This window comes from Caulobacter sp. AVps18 (assembly GCF_058681425.1).
Genome location: NZ_CM178737.1, coordinates 41333 through 64179, shown reverse-complemented (window position 1 = coordinate 64179; position 22847 = coordinate 41333). Strand labels below are relative to the sequence as shown.

19 protein-coding genes and 1 pseudogene are annotated in these 22847 nt (G+C 67.1%); 11 read left to right on the top strand and 9 right to left on the bottom strand.

The window, feature by feature from the left end:
• Window positions 1–117 precede the first annotated feature (117 nt).
• The gene (uvrB, locus tag ACW179_RS00190; protein WP_492061754.1) at window positions 118–2373 is read right to left on the bottom strand and encodes an excinuclease ABC subunit UvrB; all 2256 of its coding nucleotides are present in this window, start codon (window positions 2371–2373) and stop codon (window positions 118–120) included.
• A gap of 337 nt (window positions 2374–2710) precedes the next feature.
• On the opposite strand from uvrB, the gene ACW179_RS00185 reads away from it, so the two are divergent.
• The 3 genes from ACW179_RS00185 to ACW179_RS00175 all read left to right on the top strand — a co-directional run bounded on the left by ACW179_RS00185 (window position 2711) and on the right by ACW179_RS00175 (window position 8014).
• A complete protein-coding gene (locus ACW179_RS00185; RefSeq protein WP_492061753.1) occupies window positions 2711–4141 on the top strand; it encodes an alpha/beta hydrolase family protein in 1431 nt (476 codons plus the stop codon).
• A 90-nt stretch (window positions 4142–4231) separates the two neighbouring features.
• Window positions 4232–7267: a DUF3857 domain-containing protein gene (locus tag ACW179_RS00180; protein WP_492061750.1), complete on the top strand. Its 3036-nt coding sequence runs from the start codon at window positions 4232–4234 to the stop codon at window positions 7265–7267.
• 114 nt (window positions 7268–7381) lie between these two features.
• Window positions 7382–8014, top strand: a complete 633-nt coding sequence (locus ACW179_RS00175; RefSeq protein WP_492064366.1) for an NAD(P)H-dependent oxidoreductase — start codon at window positions 7382–7384, stop codon at window positions 8012–8014.
• A gap of 29 nt (window positions 8015–8043) precedes the next feature.
• On the opposite strand, the gene ACW179_RS00170 is transcribed toward ACW179_RS00175, so the two are convergent.
• Together ACW179_RS00170 and ACW179_RS00165 are read right to left on the bottom strand one after the other, a co-directional pair.
• Entirely contained in the window at window positions 8044–8607 is a 564-nt protein-coding gene (locus ACW179_RS00170; RefSeq protein ID WP_492061748.1) for a hypothetical protein, read from the bottom strand.
• A gap of 235 nt (window positions 8608–8842) precedes the next feature.
• Window positions 8843–9136, bottom strand: a complete 294-nt coding sequence (locus ACW179_RS00165) for a hypothetical protein (RefSeq protein WP_492061746.1) — start codon at window positions 9134–9136, stop codon at window positions 8843–8845.
• 307 nt (window positions 9137–9443) lie between these two features.
• Between ACW179_RS00165 and ACW179_RS00160 the strand changes: the two genes are divergently transcribed.
• The 3 genes from ACW179_RS00160 (at window position 9444) to ACW179_RS00150 (ending at window position 12313) form a co-directional block, all read left to right on the top strand.
• Window positions 9444–9773: a PadR family transcriptional regulator gene (locus tag ACW179_RS00160; RefSeq protein ID WP_492064365.1), complete on the top strand. Its 330-nt coding sequence runs from the start codon at window positions 9444–9446 to the stop codon at window positions 9771–9773.
• Window positions 9774–9784: 11 nt separating this feature from the next.
• Window positions 9785–10765 carry a hypothetical protein gene (locus ACW179_RS00155; RefSeq protein ID WP_492061744.1) on the top strand — a complete coding sequence of 327 codons (981 nt, stop codon included), beginning with the start codon at window positions 9785–9787 and terminating at the stop codon, window positions 10763–10765.
• A 426-nt stretch (window positions 10766–11191) separates the two neighbouring features.
• Window positions 11192–12313: a cell wall hydrolase gene (locus ACW179_RS00150; RefSeq protein ID WP_492061742.1), complete on the top strand. Its 1122-nt coding sequence runs from the start codon at window positions 11192–11194 to the stop codon at window positions 12311–12313.
• Here the strand turns inward: ACW179_RS00150 and ACW179_RS00145 are convergent.
• The 3 genes and pseudogenes from ACW179_RS00145 to ACW179_RS00135 form a co-directional block, all read right to left on the bottom strand.
• Window positions 12273–13094, bottom strand: coding sequence for an SDR family oxidoreductase (locus ACW179_RS00145; protein WP_492061741.1), 822 nt, complete (start codon window positions 13092–13094; stop codon window positions 12273–12275). The genes ACW179_RS00150 and ACW179_RS00145 overlap by 41 nt on opposite strands.
• 119 nt (window positions 13095–13213) lie before the next feature.
• Window positions 13214–13312 (bottom strand): annotated as a pseudogene (locus ACW179_RS00140) (hypothetical protein); the annotation flags it as partial.
• Window positions 13309–13488, bottom strand: a complete 180-nt coding sequence (locus ACW179_RS00135; protein ID WP_419254254.1) for a YegP family protein — start codon at window positions 13486–13488, stop codon at window positions 13309–13311. The gene ACW179_RS00135 and the pseudogene ACW179_RS00140, both read right to left, overlap by 4 nt.
• A 106-nt stretch (window positions 13489–13594) precedes the next feature.
• Between ACW179_RS00135 and ACW179_RS00130 the strand changes: the two genes are divergently transcribed.
• Window positions 13595–14167 carry a DUF1003 domain-containing protein gene (locus ACW179_RS00130; RefSeq protein ID WP_492061739.1) on the top strand — a complete coding sequence of 191 codons (573 nt, stop codon included), beginning with the start codon at window positions 13595–13597 and terminating at the stop codon, window positions 14165–14167.
• 27 nt (window positions 14168–14194) lie between these two features.
• On the opposite strand, the gene ACW179_RS00125 is transcribed toward ACW179_RS00130, so the two are convergent.
• Window positions 14195–15241 carry an AraC family transcriptional regulator gene (locus ACW179_RS00125; protein ID WP_492061737.1) on the bottom strand — a complete coding sequence of 349 codons (1047 nt, stop codon included), beginning with the start codon at window positions 15239–15241 and terminating at the stop codon, window positions 14195–14197.
• Between the two features lie 200 nt (window positions 15242–15441).
• Between ACW179_RS00125 and ACW179_RS00120 the strand changes: the two genes are divergently transcribed.
• From ACW179_RS00120 to ACW179_RS00105, 4 genes are all read left to right on the top strand, one after another.
• A complete protein-coding gene (locus tag ACW179_RS00120) occupies window positions 15442–17238 on the top strand; it encodes a methyl-accepting chemotaxis protein (RefSeq protein WP_492061735.1) in 1797 nt (598 codons plus the stop codon).
• 39 nt (window positions 17239–17277) lie between these two features.
• A complete protein-coding gene (locus tag ACW179_RS00115) occupies window positions 17278–17679 on the top strand; it encodes a hypothetical protein (protein ID WP_492061733.1) in 402 nt (133 codons plus the stop codon).
• Between the two features lie 255 nt (window positions 17680–17934).
• A complete protein-coding gene (locus tag ACW179_RS00110) occupies window positions 17935–19527 on the top strand; it encodes a flavin monoamine oxidase family protein (RefSeq protein ID WP_492061731.1) in 1593 nt (530 codons plus the stop codon).
• 2 nt (window positions 19528–19529) lie between these two features.
• The gene (locus tag ACW179_RS00105) at window positions 19530–19973 is read left to right on the top strand and encodes a c-type cytochrome (RefSeq protein WP_492061729.1); all 444 of its coding nucleotides are present in this window, start codon (window positions 19530–19532) and stop codon (window positions 19971–19973) included.
• Between the two features lie 148 nt (window positions 19974–20121).
• Here ACW179_RS00105 and ACW179_RS00100 read toward each other — a convergent pair whose 3' ends face one another.
• Both ACW179_RS00100 and ACW179_RS00095 read right to left on the bottom strand, forming a co-directional pair.
• Complete coding sequence (locus ACW179_RS00100) at window positions 20122–20496, bottom strand: VOC family protein (protein ID WP_492061727.1); 375 nt, start codon at window positions 20494–20496, stop codon at window positions 20122–20124.
• A gap of 97 nt (window positions 20497–20593) precedes the next feature.
• Window positions 20594–22822, bottom strand: coding sequence for a S9 family peptidase (locus ACW179_RS00095; protein WP_492061725.1), 2229 nt, complete (start codon window positions 22820–22822; stop codon window positions 20594–20596).
• Between the last annotated feature and the right edge of the window lie 25 nt (window positions 22823–22847).

Here is a 22847-nt window from a genome sequence, read left to right as displayed (position 1 = left end):
TCCCCCTTTGGGGGAGCTGTCGCGGAGCGACTGAGGGGGATAGCTGGGCGAACGCCGCGCTGGCCCCCTCCGGCCCTTCGGGCCACCTCCCCCGGAGGGGGAGGATCTGCGCCCGCCCTACAACCGCCCCTTCCGAAACGCCTCCGCCTGCTCGGCCCGCAGCTCGGCCCGCAGGCGTTTGGGCATGGCCTTGTCCACCGTCTCGCCGACCCCGGTCAGGATCTCGTTGGCGAATTCCAGGTCCATCAGCTTCATGCGCTTGATCTCGTCGCGCAGGCGGGCGGCGGTTTCGAATTCCAGGTTGCCGGCGGCTTCGCGCATGCGGGCTTCAAGGTCCTTGAGGGCGGCCTTGAAGTTGTCGCCGCTGAAGGGCTTGTCGCCGTCGGGGGTGTGCAGGCCGCCAATCGGCACGGTGACGCGGTCGCCGCGCTCGAACGGGCTGTTGAGGATGTCCTTGATGTCGCGCTTGACGCTTTCGGGGGTGATGCCGTGGGCGAGGTTGAATTCGTGCTGTTTCTCGCGGCGGCGGCTGGTCTCGCCCATGGCCCGCTCCATGCTGCCGGTGATCCGGTCGGCATAGAGGATGACCTTGCCGTCGACGTTACGGGCCGCGCGACCGATGGTCTGGATCAGGCTGGTTTCCGAGCGCAGGAAGCCTTCCTTGTCGGCGTCGAGAATGGCCACCAGCCCACATTCGGGGATGTCGAGGCCCTCGCGCAGCAGGTTGATGCCGACCAGCACGTCGAACTGGCCCAGCCGCAGGTCGCGGATGATCTCGATGCGCTCCAGGGTGTCGACGTCGGAGTGCATGTAGCGCACGCCGATGCCCTGCTCGTTGATATATTCGGTCAGGTCCTCGGCCATCTTCTTGGTCAGCACGGTGACCAGCGAGCGATAGCCCTTGGCGGCGGCCTGGCGGATCTCGTCGATGACGTCGTCAACCTGCGAGGCGCCGTCCTTGCTGACCGGGCGCACCTCGACCGGCGGGTCGATCAGGCCGGTGGGGCGGATCACCTGCTCGGCAAAGACGCCGCCGGCCCGCTCCAGCTCCCAGGCAGCCGGGGTGGCGCTGACGTGCACCGACTGGGGCCGCATGGCGTCCCATTCCTCGAACTTCAGCGGGCGGTTATCCAGGGCCGAGGGCAGGCGGAAGCCGTACTCGGCCAGGGTCCATTTGCGGCTGCGGTCGCCCTTGTACATGGCCCCGATCTGCGGAACCGTCTGGTGGCTCTCGTCGGTGAACAGCAGGGCGTTGTCGGGGATGTATTCGAAGAAGGTCGGCGGCGGCTCGCCCGGCTGGCGACCTGACAGGTAGCGGCTGTAGTTCTCGATGCCGGCGCACGAGCCGGTGGTCTCGATCATCTCCAGATCGAAATTGGTCCGCTGCTCCAGGCGCTGGGCCTCCAGCAGCTTGCCGTTCTCATACATCCAGGCCAGCCGCTCTTTCAGCTCGGCGCGGATCGAGATGATCGCCTGGCGCAGGGTGGGGCGCGGGGTGACGTGGTGGCTGTTGGCGTAGACCTTTATCGACGGCAGGTCGGCGGTCTTCTTGCCGGTCAGCGGGTCGAACTCGGCGATGGCCTCGACCTCGTCGCCGAACAGGCTGATGCGCCAGGCGCGGTCTTCATAGTGGGCGGGGAAGATTTCCAGGGTGTCGCCCCGGCGGCGGAAGGTGCCGCGCTCGAAGGCGGCGTCGTTGCGCTTATATTGCTGGGCCACCAGGTCGGCCATCAGCTGCTTTTCGTTGACCGTCTGGCCGACCTCCAGGGTGAAGGTCATGGCCGTATAGGTCTCGACCGAGCCGATGCCGTAGATGCAGCTGACCGAGGCGACGATGATTACGTCGTCGCGCTCCAGGATCGCCCGGGTGGCCGAGTGGCGCATCCGGTCGATCTGCTCGTTGATCGAGCTGTCCTTCTCTATGTAGGTGTCGGTGCGCGGCACATAGGCTTCGGGCTGGTAGTAGTCGTAATAGCTGACGAAATACTCGACCGCGTTCTCCGGGAAGAAGCTCTTCATCTCGCTGTAGAGCTGGGCGGCCAGGGTCTTGTTGGGGGCCAGGATCAGGGCCGGGCGCTGGGTCTTTTCGATGACCTGGGCCATGGTGAAGGTCTTGCCCGAGCCGGTAACGCCCAGCAGCACCTGGTCCTGATCGCCATTGTTGAGGCCCTCGACCAGTTCGGCGATGGCGGTCGGCTGGTCGCCGGCGGGGCTGTAGTCGCTGACCAGCTTGAAGCGCTTGCCGCCCTCCGACTTGGCGGGGCGCTCGGGGCGGTGCGGGGTCCACAGGGCGGGGATCGCGCCGCCGGGGACCATGTCCATGACAAAGGGCGTGGAGACGTCGGAAACGCCGGAATCCGGGGGGCTGGCCATGGCCTGAAAGTAGGGGCGCGGGGGCGGGAAGGCTAGGGGGGCTGCTGACGGCGAGTGTCAGCAGGCTGGCGGCAGGTGGCGGGAGGGGCTGACTCGCCTTCCGGTTTTGCTTGACGGGCGAACGCCGTTTTATATCATGGGTACAGCTATCGGGCCGCGCTTGTCGCGGCCGGGCCGCGCTCCGCTCCGGGGCGAATCCGGTCCGGCGTCCGTCGATAACCGGACGCCATGTCGTGTTCCCTCTTGGGGTTCGGCGTGGCGTGTTGATCGACCTCCGGGGCCTTGCCCCCCTTGTCCTCTCCGTTGCGCCGACCCCGCTCGATCTGGAGACCTTGTGATGTTCTGGATGATGACGTCGCCCCGTGCGCGCGGCCTGTTGCTGGCCGCCCTGATGGGCGTTCTGGCGGGCGGAGCGCTGGCCCTGACCGCACTGCCGGCCCGGGCCCAGGCCCCGACCTCGCCCCCGACCCCGCCGCCCGCGGCCGAGGGCGAATGGCACGGCGCGTTGGCGATCGGGCCGCGCAGCCTGCGGCTGGAGGTCAGCCTCAAGCGCGGACCCGACGGCGTCCTCGGCGGCCAGCTGGTCAGCCTGGACCAGCTTTCGCCGCCTTTGCCCGTGGCCGAGGCGCGGCTGGCCGACGGTACGCTGAGCTTCACCGTCCCCGCCGTGCAGGGCCGCTATTCGGGAAGCTGGGATGGTGCCAAGGGCGGCTGGTCGGGGGTCTGGCTGCAGGGCATGCCGCTGCCGCTGGTGCTGACGCCGGGCAAGTATCCGCCGCCGGGCCGCCCGCAGGAGCCCAAGCCGCCGTTCCCCTATGAGGCTCGCCCCGTCACGTTCGACGGCGGCGCGCCGGGAGTGAAGCTGGCCGGAACCCTGACCGTCCCGCCGGGTGCGGGACCATTCCCGGCGGTGGTGCTGATCAGCGGCTCGGGTCCTCAGGACCGCGACGAGACCCTGCTGGGCCACAAGCCGTTCCTGCTGCTGGCCGACACCCTGACCCGGCGCGGGGTGGCGGTGCTGCGCTATGATGATCGCGGGACCGCCCAGTCGACCGGCACTTTCGGCTCGGCGCTCGGTCGCGACTTCGCCGATGACGCCGCTGCCGCCGTGGACTGGCTACGGGCCCAGCCGGGGATCGACACGGCGCGGGTAGGGCTGATGGGCCATAGCGAGGGCGGGCTGATCGCGCCGCAGGTGGCGGGCCGCGATCCGGCCGTCGCCTTCGTGGTGCTGCTGGCCGGCCCCGGCGTGCCCGGTCGCGAGATCATGCCGGTCCAGCGCCGCGCCGTGCTCAAGGCCATGGGCCTGCCGCCGGCCAGTATCGAGACGGCCGCCGCCAAGGGCGACGCCCTGGACGCCGCCATGCTGACCACCCTGTCGCCCGAGGCGGCGCGGGCCGAGGCGCGGCGACTGCTGACGGCCGCCGGGGCACCGGCCGAGGCGGTCGAGGCGCAGGTGCGCACGGTCGCTTCGCCCTGGTATCGCGACTTTCTGACTCACGATCCCCGCCCGGCGCTGAAGGCCCTGAAGGTGCCGGTCCTGGCGCTGAACGGCGCGGTCGACGTGCAGGTAGTGGCCAGCCAGAACCTGCCGGCCCTGCGCGAGGCCCTGAAGGGCAATCCGGCCGCCGAGGTGGTCGAACTGCCCGGCCTCAACCACCTGTTCCAGACCAGCGCCACCGGTGATCCCGGCGAGTACGGCAACCTGCAGGAGACCATGTCGCCGGCGGCCCTCAAGGTGATCAGCGACTGGATCGCCCGGCGCTAGAGAAAGAGCGGCGGGCGGTGGCGGAAGTCTAGACCTTGGGTTGCGTCGCGTCGCGGGAGCGCTAGTGTTGGTCCTGAGTTGGGGGATTACATGTTTGTTCGCGTGCTGGCCGTAGCGGCCATTCTGGTGACCGTGGGCGAGGCCCGGGCTGCCGAAACGACCCTGCGCTATGGTCCGCCGTCGGCCTGGGTCAAGCCGGCTCCGCTGCCGGCCGTGCCGGTGGTCGAGCCGGGCGCGGGCTATGCCATGCTGCTCTATGACGAACAGACCCGCTACGCGCCGAAGGGCAGCGAGACCTATATCCAGATCGCCAACAAGATCCTGACCGAAGAGGGCCTGCAGGACCTGGGCTGGGTGTCGCGCGAGTGGGACCCCGAGACCGAGAGCCTGACCATCCACAAGGTCCATGTCCTGCGCGACGGCCAGGTGATCGACGCCCTGAAGTCCGACAAGTTCGAGGTGCTGCGGCGCGAGAGCAATCTGGAATCCTCGATGCTGGACGGGCGGCTGACGGCGACCGTGCAGATCCGCGGCCTGCGGGTCGGCGACGTGATCGACACCGCCATGACCCGCCGGTTCCGCGATCCCCTCGGCGTCGACCGCTACGAAGACGCCACGGCCATCCGGCAGGAGGGCGCGGCCGGACGCTACCGGGTGCGGGCCCTGTGGACCAAGGCCATGCCGACCCGCTGGCGGGCGACCAGCGGCTTTGCCACACCGGTGGTCACCGAAACGGCCGAGGGCTCGGAACTGGTCTCTGACATGCTGCTGGCCAAGGCGCCCAAGCTGCCGGTCGGTGCACCGATGCGCTATGCCGACCAGGGGACCATCGAGTTCAGCCAGTTCCGCGACTGGGCCGAGATTTCCACCCTGATGGCCGGCCACTATGCGCGGGCCGCCACCCTGGAGGCCGCCTCGCCGCTGAAGGCCGAGGTCGAGCGGATCCGCGCCGCCAGCGCCGATCCCGCCGTCCGGGCCGCCCTGGCCCTGAAGCTGGTCGAGTCGCAGGTGCGCTATGTCTATGTCGGCATGGGTGCGGGAGCCCTGGTCCCGGCTTCGGCCGACGAGACCTGGCGGCGGCGCTTCGGCGACTGCAAGGCCAAGACCGCGCTGCTGCTGGCCCTGCTGACAGAACTGGGCCTGCCGGCCGAGGCGACCCTGGTCAACGCCAACGGTGGCGGCAACGGCCTCGACAGTCACCTGCCGCGCCTCGCCCTGTTCGATCACGTCATCCTGCGCCTGCCCCTGGCCGGCCGGATCTACTGGCTGGACGGCACCCGGGCGGGTGACGAGAGCCTTGCCAATCTCGAGCCGCCGTCCTTCGGTTGGGGCCTGCCGCTGCGATCCAGTGGCGGGGTTCTGGAATATATCGCCCCATCCGCTCCGGCCCGGCCCTATGGCGAGACCCTGATGCGGGTCGATGCCTCGGCCGGGATCGATGCGCCGGCCGAGGTGACCATCGACACCTATGTGCGTGGTGACAGTGCCGTAGCACTGTCGCGCGAGATCGCCAGTGCGCCCCGCGACGAGCTTGAGCGCGGCTACCGTTCCGGCTGGGCCAAGCGGATCACCTGGGTCGACTTCGAGCGCGCCGACTGGGCCTTCGATGCCGAGCGGGCCGAGCTGCGGATTACCGTGGCAGGCAAGGGCAAGATCGACTGGCGGCAGGATCTGGACCTGCCGCGCCGCTGGCAGATCGACGGCAGCTTCCTGTCCCTGCCCAGCTATGAGCGCGACATCGCCCAGGACCAGGAGGCCCCCTATGTGGTCAACTTTCCCGGCTATGAGCGCTGGGTAACCTCGGTGATCCTGCCGGCCACCGGGCCCCAGGTCCGGGTGCTGGGACGTTCGGTCGACGAGACCCTGGGCGGCTTTGTCATCCGCCGGCGCACCGAGTTCCAGAACAACCGCGTCGTGATGTTCAGTAGCTCGCGCACGCTGGGGCCCGAGGTTGCCGCCGCCGAGGCCCGCGCCGCGACCGCCCGGGCCCGCCGCGCCGACCGCGAGTTCGGCATCACCGTCCTGCAGGTCATGCCCGCCGACAGCAAAGCCCCGGAAGAGACGCCCATCGCCGAGGCCTGGCGCGCGCTGGGCGACAACCGGCTGGACGCGGCCGCGCGTCTGTTCGGACGCCTCAAGGACGACAAGGAGCAGGCCCGCTCTGCCTATGCCGGTCTTGTTGAGACGGAACTGACCCGCCGCGACTACGCCCGGGCGCTGAAGATCTGCGACGAGGCCGAGCGCAAGCTGCCCGACCCCACGGAGTGGATCCATCTGCGGGCCCGGATCTTCCGGATCGCCGGCACGCCGGACAAGGCCGAGGCCGTGGTGACCGCCGCCCTGGCGGCCAAGCCGGACTCCCAGGCCCTGATGCGGGACCTGGCTGCGACCCACATGATGCAGAACCAGCTGGACAAGGCCACCGCCGTGCTCGACCGGGCTCTCGCCCTGGCCCCGCGCGATCACCTGACCCTGCTCAGCCGGGCGGGCGTTTCCATGCGGCTGAAGGCCTGGGACGACGCTATCGCCCGCTATGAAGCGGCCCTGGTCGTCGATCCGGACGATATCTCGACGGTGCTGGCCCAGGCCCAGGCCTATGCGTCCGCCGAACGCTATGATCTGGCCCTGCGCCGCGTGACCGAAGCCCGGCGCATCGACCCGTTCAGCGCCGCCACCTACAGCGTCAGCAGCGACATCCATGCCCGGCGTCGCCAGTATGAGGCGACCCTCGCCGATGCCGATGCGGCGGTGGCCCTCTATCCCGACAGCTCGGTCCTGCTGAACAACCGCTGCTGGGCCCGGGCCACCTTTGGTCGCGACCTCGACAAGGCCCTGGCCGACTGCGACGGCGCGCTGAAGCCCAACCCTAAAGTGGCCGGCTTCCTCGACAGCCGGGCCCTGGTCCATGCCCGTGCCGACCGGCTGGACGCGGCCCTGCGCGACTATGACGCCGCCCTGGTCATCGCCCCGCGCCAGGTCTCGTCGCTGTTCGGGCGCGGGCTGGTGCGGTTGCGCAAGGGCGACACGGCCGGTGGTCGGGCCGACCTGGCAGCGGCCCGCGCCATCGATCCGGATGTCGAGTCGCAGTTCGCGGGCTATGGCCTGAAGCCTGAGCCGGGAGTCTGACGCCGATCCCGCAACCGCCTATAGTTTTCAGAAACCGTAGCGGTTGCGGTTTGGGCCGCGCGCCGCCACATGCAACCTCTTACCGCCGCGTGCGGATCAGACGAGGTTACCCCTGTGCTGCTTGAAAAGCTGAATTGGCGCTACGCCACCAAGAAGATGGATCCGGCCAAGGCCGTGTCCGAGGACAGGGTCGAGCGCATCCTGGAGGCCGCGCGACTGGCCCCGACCTCCAGCGGCCTGCAGCCGTTCGAGGTCTTCGTCGTCACCAACGCGGAGGTCCGCGAGAAGATCAAGGCCATCGGCTGGAACCAGGCTCAGATCACCGACGGCTCGCACCTGCTGGTCTTCGCGGCCTGGGACAACTACACCGCCGACCGCATCAACCACATGTTCGACCTGGTCAACGAGGTCCGGGGCTTCCGCAACGAAGGCTGGGAAAACTACCGCCAGATGCTGCTGGCCTCGTATCCGCAGCGCGATGCCGAAGTGAACTTCGAGCACGCCGCCCGCCAGGCCTATATCGCCTTCGGTCTGGCCCTGGCCCAGGCGGCCTTTGAAGAGGTCGACGCCACCCCGATGGAAGGCTTCGACCCCAAGGCCCTGGACGAGATCCTCGGCCTGCGCGAGCGCGGCCTGCGCTCGGTGGTCATCGCCCCGCTGGGCTACCGCCAGCCCGAGGGCGACTGGCTGGTCAATCTGAAGAAGGTCCGCCGTCCGCGCGACCAGTTCGTCACCGAAGTGAAGTAGGGCCCTCCGGCTTTCCGGAGGGGGCCGGCTCAGCCGCCGACGCGGGTCAGCGTCGTGCGGTTGCGCTGGAGCCAGGCCTCGCCGGTGTCATCGAGGAAGTCGATCTCCTTCAGCGTGGTCATTACCGCCCCGTCGCGCACGGTGGTCAGGCGCAGCCGGGCCGGGCGGTCGGCATCGCGGCCGTCGGCCTGCGCGATGATCGTCCAGTGGGTGGCGTCCGTCGGCGGCGCGGCCAGGCGCAGGGTGGTGGCCGACAGCTCGGGCGTGCGCCCCTTGCGGAACCCGGCCGAGGTCTCGAGCCCGGTGGCCGGGTCCAGCAGCTCGACCGTGGTGATCCACACCGTGCCGGTCTGGGGACCGTCATCAAAGGCCGCCTTGCGGACCAGGGTGACGCCGTCGCCCGGGGTTTCGATACGCACCGTCACCGGCAGGCCAAACCAGCGGTCGGACTGATAGTCGCGATATTCCAGCTTGCCCTCCCACGCCCCGACCGTGGCCAGCCGCAGGGCGGCGACGTCGAGCGGCGCGGTCTCTGCCGGCGCGGCCAGCGGCGCGGCGAGGGCCGCAACCAGGGCGAGGGTCTTGAGGATCATGTCGGCAGCCTCCGGGCGCTGTTGTGCTCAAGCTACGGGGCAGGGGTGGGGGCGGATGCGGTAGCCCCATCCGCCCCTGCCGGGGGCGGACGACCGGCGGAGCCGGTCCGGTGGGGGCCTGCGCGGTTCAGATCCAATCCACCCGATACTTGCCCCCTCCGGGCCTGCGGCCCTCCTCCCCCTTAGGGGGAAGATGGGGCCCATACCCGCACAGCCGCACGCGCCATTCTCCCCATCACCCCCGTTTTTGAGGCATTCGCCATGCCAGCACGATGGCCAGAACGGCCGGCACGATGAGCGTCAGGACGGTGTCCTTCACCGCGCCGGTCAAGCCGCTGCCGGTGATGTTTTCCATGAGATCGACGGCTTCGTTCAAAATCTGGATCGCGGCGACGATGGCCAGAGACAGCCATGGCCGTCGGGTCAGGAGGACCAGGGCCAGGTAGATCGCCGCGCCGATCACGGCGTGCAGGGCGCTGTCGTTGAGTCCCGACGCCTGCTTGATGGTCTCTTTGACGTGGTTCCACATGGGCCGTTCATTCCCCGTCGCTGGCGTCAGGCCTGCCTCTCACCCCTGCATCATAGGACCGGGTGCGGCGATCGCCAGCCTGATCTGGGCCTTCGCCGGTGGCGATGAAGGCGCAGCCGGTCCGGTGGGGGCCTACGGCGGTTCAAGGGCAATCCACCCGTCACTTGCCCCCTCCGGGCCTGCGGCCCTCCTCCCCCTTAGGGGGAAGATGGGAGGGGCCTCACCACCCGCCATTTGACTCCCCACACACTGTATGTCACACAGTGTGTGCCACACACCATGTGGCGCACACGATATGGCGCACACCATGCCGAATGAGACGGACATCTTTGAGCAGCTCCGCCAGGAGCTGCGGCGCGGGACGCTGATCCTGGCCGTGCTGGCCCAGCTGCGGGTCGAGCGGTACGGCTACGGCCTGCGGCAGGCGCTGTCGGCCGTCGGCATCGAGATCGACGAAGGGGCGCTGTATCCGATGCTGCGCCGGCTGGAGGGGCAGGGCCTGCTCGCCAGCGAATGGCGCGAGGAGGACAAGCGCAAGAAGCGCTTCTACCGGCTCTCCAGCGAAGGCGAGGCCGTGCTGGTCCGGCTGGCCGACGAATGGCGCGCCATCAATTCCACCCTGCAACCGCTGCTCTGAAGGAGGCTCCCATGGACCTGCTCGACCGCTATCTGGGCGCCGTCGCCGCCCTTCTGCCCGCCGCCCAGCGCCAGGACATCGTCGCCGAGCTGCGCGACCTGCTGGAAAGCCGTATCGACGAAAAGGCGGCCGAGCTGGGCCGGCCGCTGGACAAGGCCCAGATGGAGGCCCTGCTGAACGGCTTTGGCCACCCGCTGGCCGTGGCCGGCCGCTATGGCCCGCAGCGCGCCCTGATCGGGGTGGAGCTCTATCCCTACTGGCTGTTTGCCCTGAAGGCGGCCCTGGCCATTGCGGCCTTTGTCAGCGTAGTCCCGGCCGTGTTCCACATGGCCACCACCGACTGGGACGTGTCGCGGGCCTTTAGTCAGGCGCTCTCGGGCTTCCTGCCCTTTGCCCTGCAGCTGGTGGGTGTGGTCACCCTGATCGGCGCGGCCATCGAGCGTGGCTGGATCAAGACTGGCGACTTCGGCAAATGGCGCGTCGCGGACCTGCCCTATGTGGCGCCGAAGAAGGGCTGGTTTCCGCCCAGCACCCGCTTTGAGGCGCTGTTCGAGGTCGTGGTCAGCGTGGTGTTTATCCTCTGGTGGGTCGGGGTGGTCGACTTCCCCGTCGCCGAAATGGCGCTCACCCGCCATGACGGGGTGACGATGACGGTCGGGTCGATCTTCAGCCAGTTGCACCTGCCGATCCTGCTGCTGGCCGTGGGCCAGGTGGTGTCGAGCCTGATCATCGTGCTGCGACCCGCCTGGATCGCGCCCCGTGCGGTGGCTGAAATCGCCCTGGCGATCGGCGGTCTGATCCTGGCCGGCCTGCTGTGGCGCGCCATGCCGTGGCTGACCTTTACCGGTCCCGACGGCCAGACCGAAGCGCTGGCCGGGCTGCAGACCTGGCTGGATGGCAGCCTCAAGGTGACCATCGTGGTCGTCGTTGCCGTCAATGCCGGCAAGATCCTGATCGAGGGCTGGCGACTGGCCAGATTGGGTCGCCGCTGAGGGGCGCGGAGGGCGGCGCGATGATGCGAAAAACCGTGCTGATCGCCGCCTTAGAGCCGAGGATTTTCCGCCATCAGTAACGTTGCGCGCAGGGGTGGAGTTGGCTGAGTCAAGGGCACCAGAACAGTTGGCCCTATGCTTCGCGGCGCGGCAAAGGAGGCGTTTTTTCGATTGTCCAGTTTTTCTAGCGAATCAAGGCGTTAACGTTCTGGACTGCGTCAGTTTCGCCCAGAATCAATGCTGCACTGCGGCAGATGCTTGCGACTCGTTCATGGATGCGTCATAAGGCGTTCACAAGCAGGACTTCGGCCACATCGTGAACCGGTCGAATCCCCGCTTCCAGGGCCGCCCGACAGTGCATTTCCGGGTCCCTTGAAGCGTTTTTTGTCGGGGGGCGGTACGCCCTCGCCGCGCAGGACACGAGTTTTGAACATCAAGTCGCAGACGCGCGCGGACGCGCGCGGGCTGGTCGGTGCCGTATTGGTCGGATCCATCACGGGTCTGGCTCTAGGCGGTGTCTACCTTGCTGGTGGGCTGGCCCAGACGGCCTCCCAACACGCCCGCGTCACGCGCCTGGCCGACGGCGCCTCGGAGGGTTTCTCCGACGCCGCCCTGGTCGCTGCCGCGTCTCGCATGGACCCCGGCGCCCTCGCCGTGGCCCGTCGCCATGATCCCTATACCGGTGCTGGCGCTGCCCAGCGCGATCGCCAGGTCGCTTTGCTGGTCGCCCGTCTAGAAAACCGCGACACGACGTCTTTGGTTCCCCGCGCCGCCAATCCTTTGATGCTGCGCGCCAGCTTCGGTGGGCCGTTCAATCCCGCCGCCGCGCCGTTCCGCCTGACCAATGTGCTGGAAAGCTCGCGCGAGCTCGATTGCCTGGCCGAGGCTGTCTATTACGAAGCCCGGGGCGAGACCCCCGGCGGCCAGGCGGCCGTGGCCCAGGTGGTGCTGAACCGCGTTCGTCATCCCGCATTCCCCAAATCGATCTGCGGCGTCGTGTTCCAGGGTGCCTATCGCCAGACCGGCTGCCAGTTCAGCTTTGCCTGCGACGGCTCGATGCGTCGCTCGCGTGAACGCGGTGCCTGGGGCCGGGCCCAGAAGGTCGCCTCGCGCGCCCTGTCGGGCTCGGTGATGAACGAGGTCGGCTCGGCTACCCACTTCCACACCACCGGCGTTTCGCCCGGCTGGGGTCCGCGCCTGCTGCGCGTGGCCCAGGTGGGGATGCACGTCTTCTATCGCTTCGGCGGCCGCACCGGCGCGCCGGGAGCCTTCACCAGCACGCCAGAGCCCTCGACCGTCGAGGACCTGCCCAATGCGCCGATGATCGCCGGCCTGACCGAAGGCCTCACGGCCGACGGCAAGCCGCTCGGCGTGGCCTATGCCGCCAACGCCGTTCGCGGCGCGCAGCCGGCCTCGGCCTCCTCGGGCATGGGCGGACCGCTGGGCCAGCCGGTCGAGCCGGCTTCGGCCCCGGCCAAGCCCATGCTGGAAAAGACCTCCGCCGACGTCAGGACTCCAGCATCGGCCTCGACCGGAGCTGCTTCCTGACCGAGCCGGGCATGAAGCTGGTGGCAAAGCGCATCTGCCGGGCCCGCTTGCCCACGAAATAGTGCAGCTCCTTGCCGGTGGCCGACTTGAACACCACCTCGGCGGCGTCCTCGACCGGATAGACCTCCAGCCCACCCTTCTTGAGGGCGTCGGCCATGCTCTCATTGCTGCCCGACGAGCCGGCATTGAGGATCGGGGTCTCAACGAACCACGGCATTACGCAGGCCACGCTGACCCCGTGGGCGGCGTATTCGACGTCGAGAGCCTCGGACAGGCCACGCACCGCGAACTTGGTGGCCGAATAGACCGCCAGCTTGGGTGAGCCATACAGGCCCGCGCACGAGGCCACATTGATCAGCCGCCCGCGCCCGGCCTTCAGCAGGCCAAGGCCTGCCCGCGCGCCGTGGATCACGCCCTTGATGTTGATGTCGATCTGCAGATCGCAGTCGGCCTCGCTCAGCGCTTCCAGATTGCCGAAGCGGGCGATGCCGGCATTGTTGAGCAGGGCGTCCAGCTTGCCGCCGGTCAGCTTGCCAAAGTCGCCCAGGGCATTGTCCCACGCCTCGCGGTCGCGCACGTCCAGCTTGTAGGTCGCGCCGTTGTCTGTGCCGATGGCGGAAAGGGCGGCATTCAGGCCGGCGGTGTCGATATCCGACAGGCCTACGAACCAGCCCTCGGCGGCGAAGCGCCTGGCGCTGGCCAGGCCGATCCCGCTGGCGGCGCCGGTGATGAAGATGGTCTTGCGGTCGCCTGATTTATGGCCGGTTGTGCTGGCGCTCATCGGCGGTCCTCCCCTTATTTATTATCAGCGATCAGACGCCGAGAGCGGGGAGGGGTCAAGTGAGGTTCCGGCAATCTGGAACCCAAAAACTTGTCATCCCGGAAGCCTCGCAGAGGCTATCCGGGACCCAGGGGCCGGCGCATCGCGGTTGCCCCTGGGTCCCGGCGCTCCGCTTCGCTGCGGCCGGGATGACAAGAAATTATTGGCTCGGACTTCAGTCGGTCTGATCGTCGGTTTCGGCCTCGGGGCCGTTCTTCTTGAAGGACTCGATGGCGTTCTTGGCCGAGGCCTTAGATGAATAGCCTTCGGTCGAGAACATCACTTCGCTGTTGTAGACGAAGTTGACGCGGAACTCGCCCGCCTTGTCCTTCTTGATAATGAACTTATAGGCCATGGGGCATCTCCTCGAGGGCAAGTTTGGCTTGGTCGTCTTTGCGACCTGGTCAGCCTCGCTTGCGTAGCGTGACCGTGTCAATCGTGCCGACCTCAGGAGCCTGTGCATGACCCCCAACGACCGCCTCGAACAGCTTTCCCGTGAGCTGCTGAACCAGCCCTACGGCGCCCTCAACGCTGTCCAGCGCAGCGTCATCGACCTGATCGCGGCCGAGGCGCCCACGGGGCTGAACAAGGCCCTGCTGTCGGATGACCGCAGCTATTGGGACCGGCTGGCCGATCAGGTGGCGGCCGTGGGCGGGTCGTGGGCCTTTATCGGGTCGTTCAGTGCGGTGTTGCTGGCCTGGGTCGCGCTGAACGTCGGGCTCAAGGCGGTCAACCTTGCGTTCGATCCCTATCCCTTCATCTTCCTCAACCTGTTGCTCTCCACCGTCGCGGCCTTGCAGGCGCCGGTAATCATGATGAGCCAGAACCGCCAGGCCGCGAAGGACCGCCAGAACGCCGAGCACGACTACGTGGTCAATTTGCGGGCCGAGCTGGAGATCATGCACCTGCACGCCAAGCTTGATGCCCTGCGCGACCGCGACATCGCCGCCATCAGCCTGCACAACGCCGAGGCCCTGGGCCGGCTGGAGGCCCAGGTGGCGGCGCTGTCGGCCAAGCTGGACGCGAAGGGGTAGGGCCGACGGACACCCCCGGAACGCGCTCTAGACGCGCAGTCGACGAGCGAGCGTGGTCGACGGGAGTTCCCCAAACCTCTCCCTGTAGCGGCGGGCGAAGTGCCCGAAGCTGGAGAAGCCGCAGGACAGGGCGATGGAGATCACGGAGTCCTCGCCGCCCCCCAGCAGGCGTTGATGTGCGTGGTCGAGGCGAAGGTCGCGCAGATAGGTCAGTGGCGCGGTTCCGAGGTGCTGCTTGAACCGGCTGAACACGCTTCGAACGCTGACGCCGCAGGCCGCTGCAATTTCCTCAACCGTCAGGGGGCGGTTCCAGTTTGCGTGAATGTACTCTTCAAGCACCCGCACATTGGCGACTGAGGCGCTTTTGGGCTCATCGGTAAAGCGCTCAGCAAAGCCGGCGACGTTTTCGAAGAGGAAGGCAGAGCTGAGGGCCTGGCCCATTTCAACGATTGGCCTGTCGATCGGCGTGTCCGCCGCCAGGATCCGGGCCAGGGTTCGAGCGATCTCCTGCGAGCGGACGCGGGGCGCGGTCGGAAGCGCCTCAAGCGTCCTCTCGATCAGTGGGCCAGGGAGCGAACGGCCGATGATGGCCTCCGCCTTAAGGCGCAGCACGGCTTCGTCAAACTGGGTCACGAGCTGCTTATAGTTCGCGCCATAAGAGGCCAGGAATGACGCGCCGGGCGGAATGATCGTGGTGTTGTCGAGATCGACATCGACCTGTTGTCCCGCCGATGAAAACCGTCCCTGGCCAGACAGGCACAGCATCTGTCTGATGCCGGGCGAGTCCTGGAACTGGATCTCCACGGGCGTGTCATAGCGGCAATAGTGCAGGTGAACGCCACCGATTTCCACGCGGCGCGCCAGGGCAAAGAAGGGGGTGTCTGTGTGACCGACACTCACGAGGCTTGCCCCGTAATTGAGCCGCAGGCTTTCTGCCAGGCTGTCCTGGTCCGTCGCCATCAGGATAGTGCGAGACGACAAGAGCGCATCGTCGCCAGAAGCTGGTTGGTCGCCCAAATCTCCCCCTAGGGTTGAGCTAGGTGATTTTGCCGCTGGAGTGGAGTAGTGTTCCATTTGCGCAGAACAATATTCCAAGAGTGCAATTCAAATATTGTAGCTTCACCTTTGGGATGATTCCCGCATCTTTGGAACTAATTTCACATTTACCGGAATCATATATTTTGGTTGTCGGGGAATTTAAATTTGAAGTGAAGTCAGTAAATCTGGACTTGCTGAATCGTTGAAAATATTTGGCCCCGATTTTGGAGCGCTACATGTTCGGTTTTCCGTCCAATTCCGACGCGAGTGCCTCGCAGACATTGGCCGCTATCGGGCGTGCGCTGGCCATTATCGAGTTCGACGTCAGCGGAAAGGTCCTGACGGCCAACGAGAACTTCTGCACCGGGCTGGGGTACGCCCTGTCCGAGATCAAGGGGCGGCACCATAGTCTGTTCGTGGAGCCGGCTTTCGCGCGCAGTCGTGAATATGCTGACTTCTGGGCGAAGCTCGGGCGGGGAGAATTCGAGGCGCGGGAGTACTTGCGCATTGGCAAGGGCGGCGCGGAAGTCTGGATCCAGGCCTCTTACAACCCCGTTCGCAACCGGGCAGGCGTCGTGACCAGGGTGGTCAAGGTCGCCACGGTGATCACCGCCCAAAAGCGGCGCAACGCCGAGTTCGAAGGAAAGATCGATGCGATCTCACGCGCCCAGGCGGTGATCGAGTTCACGCCCGATGGAAGGGTCGTCACCGCAAACGAGAACTTCCTGACGGCTCTGGGCTATACTCTTCCAGAGATCCAAGGGCAGCATCATAGCCTGTTCGTTGAGCCAGGCTTGGCTCAGTCGGGCGACTATCAGGACTTCTGGAAAAAGCTGAACAATGGCGAGTTTATCGCCGCCGAGTTCAAGCGCATCGGCAAGGGCGGTCGCGAAGTCTGGATTCAGGCGTCCTACAATCCGATCCTTGACGACCAGAAGCGCGTCATAAAGGTGGTCAAGTTCGCCACGGACGTCACGCCGCGTGTCCGCGCCGTCGAGGCGGTGGCGACCGGGCTGGAGCAACTGGCCAGGAACAATTTGAAGCATCGGATCGAGGCGGCCGTCGATCCGGCTTTTGAAAAGGTTCGCCACGACTTCAACACGGCCATGACCATGCTGGACGAAACCATGGCCGGGGTGTCCGCCTCGACCCAAGGCGTGGGCAACGGCGCTGAGGAGATCGCGTCCGCGTCGTCGGACCTGTCGCGCCGGACCGAGCAGCAGGCCGCCAGCCTGGAAGAAACCGCCGCCGCGCTCGACGAAATCACCGCAACGGTGCGCCGCAGCGCGGAGGGTGCCAAGCAGGCCTCCGTCGCCGCTTCGGCGGCCCGCTCCGACGCGGCGACCTCCGGCCGGGTGGTCGGCGAGGCCGTGGCCGCAATGGGCGAAATCGACATCTCTTCACGCCAGATCACCCAGATCATCGGCGTCATCGACGAGATCGCTTTTCAGACCAACCTGCTGGCCCTGAACGCCGGCGTCGAGGCCGCGCGCGCCGGCGATGCGGGCAGAGGCTTCGCCGTCGTGGCGTCTGAAGTGCGGGCGCTTGCCCAGCGTTCGGCCGACGCGGCCAAGGAGATCAAGACCCTCATCGCCACGTCAAGCGCTCAGGTCGAACGTGGCGTGAAGCTGGTGGGTGAGACCGGGCGCTCCCTGACGGGAATCGTCGACAAGGTGGCCGAGATTGACGGCCTGATTTCAGAGATCGCCAAGTCCTCGCAGGAGCAGGCGACAGGACTCCATCAGGTCAACACCGCCGTCAACCAGATGGACCAGGTCACCCAGCAGAACGCCGCGATGGTGGAAGAGGCCACTGCAGCCGCAGCCAATCTCAGGTCCAGCGCGCTTGAGCTCGGGGACCTGATGGCCCGCTTCCAGACCGGAGGGGACACGACGCGCAGCCGGCCGCAGCCCGCTGGATCGGGGCAGGATCGCCCCGGGCGAAATCCCGTCGCGAGACAGCAGATGAAGATCGCGGCGGCCATGGGAACAGGTCGAGCGACCCAACAGGCGGGCGGCTGGGATGAATTCTAGCGAGCAGCAATCCGGCGGGTTCGTGATGAAGGAGCCAGGGTGACCGTCATAAGCTTTCAGGGTGCGCGACTGGCGAGAGGTCATGCGCCCAGGCCCGCGATATACCTCATCTCGGCGCTGCGTCAGCTTGGCGAGCCCGCGACCTTGGGCGAGCTTTGTGAAATCATTGGCCAGGTACGCGGTCGGCGCACCGATTGGACTGAAGCCCACCTGGGTGCGGCCCTCAGGAAACTGAGCCTTGAAGGGCTCGATGAACTTCCAGAAATGCCGGTATTTCGCTCGATCTCGCTCAGCAGCGGGGAGGTTTGGGCGTTTACGCAAGCTTTCCGCAGTATCCTGAGCACGCTCGACATGCCCGCAGCGCTGCGCCCCGGTCCGCTGCCCGCCTTGCAACAGGTGGACAACGTATCGCGGGAATTGCCCCGCCGACCATCGGTATAGGTCAGCCCCTCCCGGCCTCGGAAGTGCCAAGCCTCTGCCGTCGGGTGGAAGGTCCAGGGCAAGCGCCTCGCCCGTCCTTCACCCACAGCCCCGTCTGCATACTTCCTGCGCAGCAGCCCTGACGCGGCGCCCCAAATGACCAACAGCGCGTCGCCGATTCTCCGGGGAGAGACATCTTTCGCGCCACGCTGCCCGAGTCCTCGTTAGCTCGGTCCCGACAGCCGCCGGACGGGCGGCGCGAGGGGAAGTTGTTTCATGGAATTGGGCGTTCGCGCGCCGACCAGGCGCCAACTGCTGTCCGCCATTGCCGCCGTCGGGGGCACGGCGGCGCTGTATCAGGCCATGACCACGCTGGGCCATGCGGCCGAGACCCAGTTCGCGGGGCCGCCCAACCTGGCCGGCGCGCGCAAGGGGGCCTCGGTGATCGTGCTGGGCGCGGGCCTGGCCGGCCTGCTGGCGGCCCATGAGCTGACCAAGGCCGGCTACAAGGTGCAGATCCTCGAGTATCAGGACCGGGCCGGCGGCCGGAACTGGTCGCTACGCGGCGGCGATACCTATACCGAGCTGGGCGGGGCCACCCAGAAGGTCGGCTATGCGCCGGGCAACTATTTCAACCCCGGCCCGTGGCGCATTCCCCACCATCACCGCACTCTGCTGCACTATTGCAAGGCGTTCGGGGTGGCGCTGGAGCCCTTCATCCAGTTCAACCACAACACCTGGATTCATTCGTCGCAATCGTTCGGCGGCAAGCCGGTTCGGTTCAAGGCCGCCGCCGCCGACTTCGAGGGCAATGTCGCCGAGCTGCTGGCCAAGTCGGTCAATCAGAAGGCCCTCGACGACCAGGTCACGCCCGAGGATCGCGAGCGCCTGCTGGAGGCCCTGAAGGGCTGGGGCATGCTGGACAAGGACTACAAATACGCCTCCAACCTGCGCTCGGCCTCGCATCGCGGCTATGAGCGGCCGCCGGGCGGTGGTCGCAATGGCGCGCCGATCCCGTCGGCCCTGTACGACTTCCATGACGTGCTGGACCCGCAGGTCTGGACCTCGATGGCCTTCTTCATGGGTCACGAGATGCAGACCACCATGTTCCAGCCGGTGGGCGGCATGGACATGATCGGCAAGGCCTTCGCCAGGCAGGTGGAAGGCCTGGTGACCTATGACGCCAAGGTCACCAAGATCGCCCAGGACGACAAGGGCGTGGCCGTAACCTATGCCGACACGAAAACCGGCAAGGTCGAGACCGCCAAGGCTGACTGGTGCGTTTGCACCATTCCGCTGTCGGTGCTGGGCCAGATCGACACCCAGGTGACCGACGAGATGGCCGCCGCCATCAAGGCCGTGCCCTATTCGGGCCAGGTCAAGATCGGCCTGGAGATGAAGCGCCGCTTCTGGGAGGAGGAAGACTCCATCTATGGCGGCCACAGCTTTACCGACCAGGAGATCGCCCTGATCTCCTATCCCAACAACAACCTGTTCGGCGACGGGCCGGCGGTGCTGCTGGGGGCCTTCGCCCGCGAGATGGGGGCCTATCGCCTGGCCGGCATGACGCCGCAGCAGCGCATCGAGGTGGCCCTGCAGCAGGGCTCGGTGCTGCACCCGGCCAGCTATCGCAAGGAGTTCGCCAACGGCGCTTCGGTGGCCTGGAGCCGCGTGCCCTGGGCCCTGGGCTGCTGCGCCCGCTGGACCGAGGAGAGCCGGGCCGAGCACTACAAGACCCTGGTCTCGATGGACCGCCGCATCGTGCTGGCCGGCGAGCACGCCTCCTATGTCGGCTGCTGGATGGAGGGGGCGTTGCTCTCGTCCATCGACGCCATAACCCAGCTGCACAAGCGCGCCCTGGAGGCCTGAGCATGACCCTTCGCCATAAACTTGCGCTCGCCGCCGCCGCCGTGGCCCTGACCGCAACGGCCCTTGCGCCATCCGCCATGGCCCAGGCCCCGGCCGGCGGCGACACCGGCGGCGGGGTCGTCCGGGTCAAGAAGCCCGTGACCGGCAAGGAGGTCTATGAGGCCGTCTGCCAGGCCTGCCACATGGCCGACGCCAAGGGCGGAACGGGCGCCGGAACCATCCCGGCCCTGGCCGCCAATCCCCGCCTGGCCGGCGCGGCCTATCCGATCTCGGCCATCGTCATGGGCAAGGGCGGCATGCCCAGCCTGGCCGGCCCGCTGGACGACGAGCAGATCGCCAATGTGGTGAGCTATATCCGCACCAGCTTTGGCAACAGCTACGCCAAGCCGGTGACGGCGGCGGAGGTCGCCCGCATGCCCCACCCGGCGCGCGGCGGCGGGCACTGATGGAGCAAGCCCTTCCCGCCATAGCGGGAAGGGCGATCACGGCCTCTAGAGCGGGTTGCGATCTGATGGAATCAGATCACCCGCTCTAGTCTTTTGTTTTCACGCGCGTTTCATTCCGAAAACCGGTTCCCACTTTTCGGAACGCGCTCTAGCCGAACTTGAACCCGCACAGCTTGTTGCCGTCCAGATCACGGAAATAGGCGAAATAGACGCCCGGCATCCGCGCGCCTGGCGCGCCCTCGTCGGTGCCCCCCAGTTCAAGGGCCTTGGCGTGGAAGGCGTCTACCCCCTCGGTGGTGTCGAACTCGAACCCGCCCAGCGAGCCGTTGCCGACACAGGCCGGGTTGCCGTCATAGGGGCCCAGCACGCCGAACAGGCCCGTGCCCTTGCCCCGATAGAGCCGCCCGCCCGAGGCGTGCTCGTGGATGCCCGCCATGCCGATCGAGCCCAGCAGCGCATCATAGAAGGCCTTAGCCTCTTCCAGCCGGTTCGAGCCGACCGTGAAATATGAAATCTTCGCCATGGGGCGATCCTCCCGTTTGTTGTTGGGCGGGAGGTTGGCAGGGGATGGGCGGAGGGGGAAGGGGGGCGTCATCCCCCTCGCCCCCAAGGCTGCGCTGTTACTGCCCCTTCAGCTTGCGGCCGAAGAATTCCAGGTGGGTCTTGAGCACGCTGAGGCCCTTGGTCTTGCTGCCCGGCGCGCTGTGGCGCTCGCCCGGATAGAGGGCCATCTCGAACGGGATGGCCTTTTTCTGCAGCTGGGCGATCAGGCGGGTGCTGTTTTCGAAGATCACATTGTCGTCGGCCATGCCGTGCAGCAGCAGCAGGCTGCCGGGCTTGAGCTTGTCCGCCCGGTTGTTGAGGTCGGCATAGGCGTAGCCTGCAGCGTTCTCGGTCGGCGTGCCCATGTAGCGCTCGGTATAGGCGGTGTCGTAGAGGCCCCATTCGGTGGGCGGGGCACCGGCCGCGCCGGCCTTGAACGGGGTGTTGTCTGCGGTCAGCAGCATCAGGGTCATGAACCCGCCATACGACCAACCCATCACGCCCAGCCTGTCGGCGTCGACATAGGGCAGGGTTTTCAGATAGTTGGCGCCGACGATCTGGTCGTCGACCTCCACCGTGCCCATGCGGCGATCCAGGGCGCGCTTGAACTTCGCCGAGCGATTGGCTGTGCCGCGGTTGTCCAGCTTGAAGATCAGATAGCCGGCCTCAAGATAGGTGCGGTCGTTGGCGCTCTGCCAGGTGCGGGCCACCCGCTGCGCATGCGGGCCGCCATAGACCGAGACGATGGCCGGGTATTTTTTGGCCGGATCGAAGTCTGACGGCTTGAGCAGCGAATAGTGCAGAACCTCGCCATCGGCGGCCTTCAGGGTTCCGTAGTCCGGCGTGGTCAGCGTCGCGGCATAGGGCCAGTAGGGATGGCCCTCGGCCAGCTTGTTTTCCTCGATCCAGCGCACCCGCTTGCCGTCGGGCGCATAGAGGGCGGTCTGGGGCGGGGTTTTCGGATCGTTATAGGTGCCGGCAAAGGCGCCGTTGGCGGCGACCTTGGCGCTCCACCAGCCACCGGCCGGGGTCAGGGCTTTGAGCTTGCCCATCTTGCCTTGAGGGGGTTTGGCGTAGGACACCTCATACAGGCGGCGTTCCAGCGGCGTCTCTATGGAGGCACCGAAGATCACCACCTTGCGGGCCTCGTCCACGCCTTCCACCTTGTCGAGCGGCCAGTCGCCCTGGGTGATCTGGGCGATCAGCTTGCCGTCGGCGGCGTAGCGATAGAGGTGGTTGAAACCCGACTTTTCCGACGACCACAGGAAACTGCCGTCCTTGAGGGCGCGGAAGTCCTCATGCACCTCGATGAAGTGGGGATCGGTCTCGGTCAGGACGGTCTTGCCCACGCCCGTGGCGGGGTCGAAGGCGATAATGTCCAGGGTCTTCTGGTCGCGCGACAGGCGCTGGACATAGACGGTCTTGCCGTCGGCCGACCAGTCTACGCGGGCGACATAGATGTCCTTGTTGGCGCCCAGGTCCAGCTGCACGGCCTTGCCGGTGGCCAGGTTCTGCACGAACAGATCGACCACGGCATTGGGGCGGCCGGCGCGGGGATAGCGCTGGTTGACCACCGTGGCCCCGCCGGGGCCGATATCGGCGCGTGGCACGATATCCACGCCGCTCTCGTCGACCCGCGTATAGGCGATCATGGTCTCGGCGGGGTTCCACCAGTAGCCGGTGAAGCGATCAAGCTCTTCCTGGGCGATGAACTCGGCGACGCCGAACGACAGGGCGTCCTTGCCCTCGCTGGTCAGGGCCTTCTCGTCGCCGCCGGTGATCGGGCGGACATACAGGTTCTGGTCGCGGACATAGCTGACGAAGCTGCCCATGGGCGAGACCTTGGCGTCGACCTCGTCGCCCGGCGTCTGGGTCAGGCGGGTGACCTTGCCGTCGGCGACGCTGTCCAGATAGAGGTCGCCATCCAGCGGCACCAGGATGAAGCGGCCCTGGCTGTCCCAGCTATATTCAACGATGCCGCGGGCCGAGACGCGGGCCCGTTCGCGGCGGGCCTTCTCGGCCTCTGACAGCTCCTTGGCCCCTGACGAAAGGGCCGCCGAGTCGATCAGGCGATAGGGCTCGCCGCCGGCCACGTCGGCCGCCCACAGGTCCTGGACATTGGCCGCCTCGGCCTTGCCCTTCAGATAGGTGACGCGCTTGCCGTCCGGCGACAGGGCCACACCCTTGGCCGTCGGGCCACTGAGGGCAGGATCGGCGAAGATCCGTTCGGGGGTCAGTTTCTCCGCCAGGGCGGGGGTCGAGAGGGCGAGGCAGGTCGCAAGGACGCTCAGCGAGGGCTTGATCATGGCGCGGACGCTATGCGGGCGTGGC

Excerpts from the sequence above, each read along its gene's own strand:
- ACW179_RS00145 (WP_492061741.1), bottom strand. The coding sequence starts at position 13,094 with ATGAGCGCCAGCACAACCGGCCATAAATCAGGCGACCGCAAGACCATC.
- ACW179_RS00165 (WP_492061746.1), bottom strand. The coding sequence starts at position 9,136 with ATGTGGAACCACGTCAAAGAGACCATCAAGCAGGCGTCGGGACTCAAC.
- ACW179_RS00100 (WP_492061727.1), bottom strand. The coding sequence starts at position 20,496 with ATGGCGAAGATTTCATATTTCACGGTCGGCTCGAACCGGCTGGAAGAG.
- ACW179_RS00180 (WP_492061750.1), top strand. The coding sequence starts at position 4,232 with ATGTTTGTTCGCGTGCTGGCCGTAGCGGCCATTCTGGTGACCGTGGGC.
- ACW179_RS00135 (WP_419254254.1), bottom strand. The coding sequence starts at position 13,488 with ATGGCCTATAAGTTCATTATCAAGAAGGACAAGGCGGGCGAGTTCCGC.
- ACW179_RS00105 (WP_492061729.1), top strand. The coding sequence starts at position 19,530 with ATGACCCTTCGCCATAAACTTGCGCTCGCCGCCGCCGCCGTGGCCCTG.
- ACW179_RS00160 (WP_492064365.1), top strand. The coding sequence starts at position 9,444 with ATGCCGAATGAGACGGACATCTTTGAGCAGCTCCGCCAGGAGCTGCGG.
- ACW179_RS00155 (WP_492061744.1), top strand. The coding sequence starts at position 9,785 with ATGGACCTGCTCGACCGCTATCTGGGCGCCGTCGCCGCCCTTCTGCCC.
- uvrB (WP_492061754.1), bottom strand. The coding sequence starts at position 2,373 with ATGGCCAGCCCCCCGGATTCCGGCGTTTCCGACGTCTCCACGCCCTTT.
- ACW179_RS00120 (WP_492061735.1), top strand. The coding sequence starts at position 15,442 with ATGTTCGGTTTTCCGTCCAATTCCGACGCGAGTGCCTCGCAGACATTG.
- ACW179_RS00125 (WP_492061737.1), bottom strand. The coding sequence starts at position 15,241 with ATGGAACACTACTCCACTCCAGCGGCAAAATCACCTAGCTCAACCCTA.
- ACW179_RS00095 (WP_492061725.1), bottom strand. The coding sequence starts at position 22,822 with ATGATCAAGCCCTCGCTGAGCGTCCTTGCGACCTGCCTCGCCCTCTCG.
- ACW179_RS00185 (WP_492061753.1), top strand. The coding sequence starts at position 2,711 with ATGTTCTGGATGATGACGTCGCCCCGTGCGCGCGGCCTGTTGCTGGCC.
- ACW179_RS00170 (WP_492061748.1), bottom strand. The coding sequence starts at position 8,607 with ATGATCCTCAAGACCCTCGCCCTGGTTGCGGCCCTCGCCGCGCCGCTG.
- ACW179_RS00110 (WP_492061731.1), top strand. The coding sequence starts at position 17,935 with ATGGAATTGGGCGTTCGCGCGCCGACCAGGCGCCAACTGCTGTCCGCC.
- ACW179_RS00130 (WP_492061739.1), top strand. The coding sequence starts at position 13,595 with ATGACCCCCAACGACCGCCTCGAACAGCTTTCCCGTGAGCTGCTGAAC.